General features: G+C 67.3%; 6 protein-coding genes. 3 read left to right on the top strand and 3 right to left on the bottom strand.

Annotated elements, in window-relative coordinates; all coding sequences use genetic code 11:
* Positions 1 to 127 precede the first annotated feature (127 nt).
* A complete protein-coding gene (glpK, locus tag ACVOLJ_RS20740; RefSeq protein ID WP_481564983.1) occupies positions 128 to 1618 on the top strand; it encodes a glycerol kinase GlpK in 1491 nt (496 codons plus the stop codon).
* Here the strand turns inward: glpK and ACVOLJ_RS20735 are convergent.
* The gene (locus ACVOLJ_RS20735; RefSeq protein ID WP_481564982.1) at positions 1575 to 2369 is read right to left on the bottom strand and encodes a MetQ/NlpA family ABC transporter substrate-binding protein; all 795 of its coding nucleotides are present in this window, start codon (positions 2367 to 2369) and stop codon (positions 1575 to 1577) included. The two genes, glpK and ACVOLJ_RS20735, sit on opposite strands and share 44 nt — an antisense overlap.
* A gap of 26 nt (positions 2370 to 2395) precedes the next feature.
* On the bottom strand, positions 2396 to 3367 hold the full coding sequence (locus ACVOLJ_RS20730; protein WP_475278401.1) for a helix-turn-helix transcriptional regulator: 972 nt from the start codon (positions 3365 to 3367) through the stop codon (positions 2396 to 2398).
* A gap of 80 nt (positions 3368 to 3447) precedes the next feature.
* On the opposite strand from ACVOLJ_RS20730, the gene ACVOLJ_RS20725 reads away from it, so the two are divergent.
* The gene (locus ACVOLJ_RS20725) at positions 3448 to 4050 is read left to right on the top strand and encodes a LolA family protein (protein ID WP_481564981.1); all 603 of its coding nucleotides are present in this window, start codon (positions 3448 to 3450) and stop codon (positions 4048 to 4050) included.
* A gap of 105 nt (positions 4051 to 4155) precedes the next feature.
* Complete coding sequence (locus ACVOLJ_RS20720) at positions 4156 to 4932, top strand: DUF481 domain-containing protein (RefSeq protein ID WP_475278403.1); 777 nt, start codon at positions 4156 to 4158, stop codon at positions 4930 to 4932.
* Between the two features lie 71 nt (positions 4933 to 5003).
* Here ACVOLJ_RS20720 and hemC read toward each other — a convergent pair whose 3' ends face one another.
* Entirely contained in the window at positions 5004 to 5915 is a 912-nt protein-coding gene (hemC, locus tag ACVOLJ_RS20715; protein WP_481564980.1) for a hydroxymethylbilane synthase, read from the bottom strand.
* Positions 5916 to 6256 lie beyond the last annotated feature (341 nt).

Here is a 6256-nt window from a genome sequence, read left to right as displayed (position 1 = left end):
GCCGCGACGGCCGTAGTCGCCCCCCCCCCCCCGGCTCGGGCCCCGGCGGGGCGGGCCGCGGCCGCCGGCGCCCCGCCCCGCCGCTACCGATGCTTTAGGATTTCCCAACCGCCATCGGAGACGCCCCATGACGCCCCGCTACGTGCTGGCCATCGACCAGGGCACCACCAGCTCCCGCGCGATCCTGTTCGACCGCGCCGGCACCATCGTCGGTAGCGCGCAGCGTGAGTTCACCCAGTTGTTCCCGCAACCGGGCTGGGTGGAACATGATCCGCGCGAGATCCTGACCAGCGTGTACGCCACGCTGACCGAGCTGCTCAGCCGCGAGCAGATCGACCCCCGCCACATTGCTGCGCTGGGCATTACCAACCAGCGCGAAACCACCGTGGTCTGGGACCGTGCCACCGGCCAGCCGATCCACAATGCCATCGTCTGGCAGTCGCGGCAGAGCCACGCCATCTGCGAACGGCTGAAGTCCGAAGGACATGAGGCGCTGATTCGTGAGCGCACCGGCCTGCTGATCGATGCCTACTTCTCCGCCACCAAAGTGCGGTGGATCCTCGACCACGTAGAGGGCGCGCAGCAGCGTGCCGAACGCGGCGAGCTGCTGTTCGGCACCATCGACAGCTGGCTGGTCTGGAACCTCAGCGGTGGCCAGGCGCACGTGACCGACTACAGCAACGCCGCACGCACCCTGCTGTTCAACATCCACACGCTGGACTGGGACGACGACCTGCTGGCACTGCTGGACATCCCGCGCGCGATGCTGCCGCAGGTACGCGACTCCAGTTCGGTGTACGCGCACACCCGGCCGCAGTTCTTCTTCGACCATCCGATCCCGATCGCCGGCATCGCCGGTGACCAGCAGGCAGCGCTGTTCGGCCAGGCCTGTTTCCAGCCGGGCATGGTCAAGAATACCTATGGCACCGGCTGCTTCATGCTGATGCATACCGGCGCGCAGGCGGTACGCTCGCGCAATGGCCTGCTGACCACCATCGCCTGGGGCCTGGACGGGCGCGTGGAGTACGCGTTGGAGGGGTCGATCTTCGTCGCCGGTTCCGTGGTGCAGTGGTTGCGCGACGGACTGCGCATGATCGAGCGCGCCGGCGACAGCCAGGCATTGGCTGCGCAGGTGCCCGACAGTGGTGGCGTGTATCTGGTGCCGGCTTTCGTCGGCCTGGGCGCACCCTACTGGCGCAGTGACGTACGCGGGGCGATGTTCGGCCTGACCCGAGGCACCCGCAAGGCCCACTTCGTGCGCGCGGCACTGGAGGCCATGGCCTACCAGACCCGCGACGTGCTTGATGCGATGCAGTCCGATGCCGGCATCGCGCTGACCGAACTGCGCGCCGACGGCGGTGCGATCGGCAATGACTTCCTGGCCGGATTCCAGTCCGACATCCTCGGCGTACCGCTGCTGCGGCCTCGGCTGACCGAAACCACCGCACTGGGTGCGGCCTATCTGGCCGGGCTGGCCGTGGGCTTCTGGTCAAGCCGCGAGCAGATCGCCGCGCAGTGGGGCCTGGACCGGCGCTTCGAGCCGCAGATGGAGGTGGCCCGGCGCTACCCCAACATCAGAACGCCGGCAGCACCGCGCCCTTGTACTTGGTCTCGATGAAGGCCTTCACCTGCGGGCTGGTCAGGGCCTTGGCCAGCTTCTGCACGCGGGCATCGTCCTTGTTGTCCGGACGCGCGACCAGGAAGTTCACGTAGGGCGAATCCTTGCTCTCGATCGCCAGCGCGTCCTTGGTCGGGTTCAGGCCGGCATCAAGCGCGTAGTTGGTGTTGATCAGGGCCAGGTCGACCTGGTCCAGCACGCGCGGCAGCATGGCCGAATCCAGCTCGCGGAACTTCAGCTTCTTCGGGTTGGCGATGATGTCGCGCTGGGTCGACAGTGCGTTGGTCGGGTCCTTCAGCTCGATCACGCCGGCCTTGTGCAGCAGGATCAGCGCGCGGCTGTTGTTGCTCGGGTCATTCGGGATCACCACGTCGGCGCCTTCGCGCAGCTCGGCCAGTGACTTGACCTTGCGCGAGTACGCACCGAACGGTTCGATGTGCACGCCGATCACCTTGGTCAGGTCGGCCTTGCGGTCGCGGTTGTAGGCGTCCAGGTAGGGCTCGGTCTGGAAGTAGTTGGCATCCACCTGCTTCTGCACCAGCTGGTCATTGGGCTGCACGTAGTCGTTGAAGACACGCACCTCCAGCTCGACGCCTTCCTGCTTGAGGATCGGCTTGACCACTTCAAGGATCTCCGCATGCGGAACGGCAGTGGCGGCCACCACCAGTTTCTGCGAAGGCTCGCCGGACTTGCCGCAGGCGGTCAGGGCCAGCGCAGCGGCGAACAGGGGCAGCAACAGGGTCTTCTTCATGGGCGCAATCGATCTCGGGGGGAGTGTCAGGATTTTTCGTAGTTGGTCAGGGCCAGTTCCAGCAGCGCCTTGGCCTGCTCGCGCAGCATCATCGGCTCGACGATCTCGGCATCCGATCCGTAGTGGAGCACATCCATCAACAGCTCACGCGACACGCTGTAGGGCACCTTCAGTTCATAGCGGCCATCGGCGAGGAAACGCCCCTGCTGCTTGGAATGCCAGTGTTCGTCGGCCACCCAGCGTGCCGCCTTGGCACTGAACAGGATGGTTGCCCAGCCTTTGGGCGCGCCGGAGAAGATGCCGTAGCTGGCACCCAGCTGCTCATCCAGTTCGGTGTCGGCAACATCGCGGGCGGTGCTGTCGATCACGCGCGCCTTGTAGATGCGGTCGACCGCGAAACTGCGCAGTGCCTCGCGATCGTGGTCCCAGCCGTCCAGGTACCAGTTGTCGCGGTAGTGGGTCAGCCGCTGTGGCGATACGGTGCGCTTGGTCGCCTCGTCGGTGGAACGGGCCCGGTATTCAAAGCCGAGCTGCTTGCGCTCCAGCACCGCCGAAGCCACCGAACGGAAGCTGGCTTCATCGAACTTGCGGCCGCGGTGCGGAATGACCCGCACCCGGTCCACCGGCCAGCTGGAGACACCGGCCTGGGCGGCCAGCAGGCTCTCGATGCGCTGCTGCAGCGGGGCCAGCACCGAGGACAGCACGCCGCCGCCGGTGCGTGCCAGCAGATGCTGCGAGGCCAGCAGGGCATGCAGCTCTTCCGAGCTCAACCACAGGCCCGGCAGCTCGAAGCGATCGCTCTCGTCGGCCAGGTAACGGAAGCCGGCCTCGCCGTCGCCTTCGATCGGCGCCATCAGCGCATCGCGCAGGAACGCCAGGTCGCGGTAGACGGTCGCCCGGGAGCAACCGAGCTTGTCCTGCAGGGTCGCCACCGTTACCGGATAGCGCGCAGACTTGAGCAGACGATGCAGGGCGGTGATGCGTTCGTATCGGTCCATGCCCCCGATTATGTCCGAGTCGCGGCCGTTGTGGCGGAGGATTGGGCTATCGTGGGCGCCCCTGCCCCACGGAGCGCCCGATGCGCCGGTTGTCCGTCCTGCCCCTGCTGGCCTGTCTGCTGCTGGCTGCCTGCGACCGCGCACCCGCGCCTGCCAGTGCGCCGGCGCCCGTGCCGGCAGCCGATCCGGCGCAGGCCGTGCTCTCGGCCAGCCAGCGCTTTGCCGGCCTGCGCAGCTTCCATGCCGAGCTGGAGGTGCTGGGCGCCGCGCAGCCGGTACGCACCACCATGGACTTCGTCGCCCCGGACCGGTTCCGGGTACAGACCCCGGCCGGGCCGCAGGTGATCATCGGCGACACCATGTTCCTGCAGGCCGATGGTGCCATCCGCCAGGTGCCGACCCCGCCCGGCCTGCTGGAACAATGGCGCAGCCCCCTGCCCGCCGACGCCCCTGCGCAGGCCCTGCAGGCCGAGGATCTGGGCAGCCAGGCACTGGACGGCGTTGACACCCGCCACTACCGGCTGCGCGGTGCCAGCGCCGGCGAGCGCCTGGAATACTGGGTGGATGCACAGGGCCTGCCCCGGCAGATCGTGCGCAGCGGCCACAACAACGGCAAGCCGTTCCAGCTGCGGCTGCGCTATTCGCGCTTCAACGACCCGGATGCCCGTATCGAGCTGCCCTGAATAGGCAGTGTGGCAACGTCTGCTGAAGCGCGTATTGGATCGATTCGGACGGTCATCACGCATCCAGTATCATCACCGGCTGTCAACCGCTTCGGAGAGCCCTCGATGTCCCTGCGCGTGTCCCTGCTGGTCCCCTTGCTGCTGTGCGCCCCGCTGGCGTATGCGCAGGATGCCTCCCAACTTGCGGCGATGTCGTCGCCCTGGAGCGGCAGTGGCGGCGAGCTCGGCTTCGCCTCGGCACGCGGCAACAGCAGCACCGAGAGCTTCAACGGCCGCCTGCGCCTGCTCTACACCGACGGCGACTGGGTGCACAGCATGGACCTGTTCGGCCTGCGATCCAGTTCCAAGGTGATCGAAACCAACGACGACGGCACCACCACCCGCCGCAACAACACCACCGCCAACCGCTACACCGGCAGTGCCGGCAGCGCGCTGCAGCTGGGTGAGCACCGCCAGCTGTTCGCCAAGGTGCGTACCGAGCGCGATGACTTCGCCACCTATGATCGCCGCAGCTCGTTCGGCCTGGGTTACGGCACCCGGCTGTGGAACACCGAGCGCTTTTCCTTTGATGCGCTGGTGGGCCCCGGCGTAAGCCGCACCCACAGCACCGAAGACGACCGCACCCGCACCGGCCTGATCGGCCAGGGCCAGTTCGACCTGAAGTATTCGCTGACCGACAACACCGACCTGATCAACACCCTGCTGGTGGAATCGGGGTCGTACAACACCTTCGGCCAGAACGATTTCGGCGTGTCGGTGAGCATGAACGAGCATCTGGCGCTGAAGGCCGGCTGGCAGGCGCGTTACAACAGCGACGTGGCCGAGGACAAGCGCAAGACCGATACGCTGACCACGATGAACGTGGTCTACAAGTTCAAATAAGCGAAACGGGCGCCTGGCGCCCGTTCTGCTTTTGGTAGTGTCGGCCGCTGGCCGGCACTACCCGCGGTGGTTCAGACGGTCAGCAGTTCGCCGGCACCATCGTCCAGCAGCTGCCGGGCCACGCGCTGGCCGAGCGCTTCCGGGTCGGTGGCCGGGCCGACCGCCTCGGCACGCACTGCACGGCCATCACTGGCACTGCCGACCAGCCCCTGCAGGTGCAGATCCTGCCCCTGCCACTGCGCGATCGCCGCCACCGGCACATGGCAGCTGCCATGCAGTGCGCGATTCATCGCCCGCTCCGCTTCCACGCAGGCGCGCGTGGCCGCGTCGTCCAGCCCCGCAAACAACGTCATCAGCGCCGCATTGCCGCCATCGCACTCCACTGCCACCGCGCCCTGCGCGGGCGCCGGCAACCACTGCGGCGGCTGCAGGCGGGCAACGATGCGCTGGCCCAGGCCCAGCCGTTCCAGCCCGGCCACAGCCAGCACGATGGCGTCGTAGCCGCCGTTGTCGAGCTTGGCCAGGCGCGTGTTGACGTTGCCGCGCAGGTCCAGCAGCTGCAGGTCCGGGCGCAGCGCGCGCAGCTGGGCCTGGCGGCGCAGCGACGAGGTACCGACACGCGCGCCGATCGGCAGTGCATCCAGCGAGGCATACAGATTGGAGACGAAACCATCGGCCGGATCGTGCCGGGTAAGCATCGCCGGCAGTGCGAACGGCGCATCCAGTTCCATCGGCACATCCTTCAGCGAGTGCACCGCGCAGTCGGCCTCGCCACGCAGCATGGCCAGTTCCAGCTCCTTCAGGAACAGCCCCTTGCCGCCGATGGCCGCGAGCGACCGGTCGAGCACCTCATCGCCACGGGTACTCATCGGCACCAGTTCCACATGCAGGCCAGGGTGGACCTGGCGCAGGCGGTCGGCGACGTGTTCGCTCTGCCAGAGGGCGAGCGGGCTCTTGCGGGTGGCGATGCGGACGGTTTCCATCCGGTCATTATCGCGCCTTCGGCGCGGATACGGCCAACGGCGGAGCCCCTCGTGGCTGGCCGTCGTGAAAGCAACAGCCGCGCTTGGCCGGGTGGGTGGGTCGCGCAGGGGACGCTGCAAGTACGTCCCTGTAAGCTCGTAGGCGCCATCCATGGCGCCTGCGCCCCTGCACGACCCCCCCCCCCCGCCACTGACAGTTTCCGTGTGCGCCAGCCACGGAAGATCAAAAAAAAGAGCAGAAGCAAAAGCAACAGCCGGCAGCTTCCGGGGTGAAAAACCAATTAAGCGCGCAAAAGGGGGGTGCCCCCGATTAGACCCCCCCAAAAAAAAAATCGCGATGT

The sequence above is a fragment of the Stenotrophomonas sp. STEN046 genome, assembly GCF_056759755.1.
Note: the sequence above shows the minus strand (reverse complement) of the source record. Positions and strands in the feature narration are given on the sequence as shown.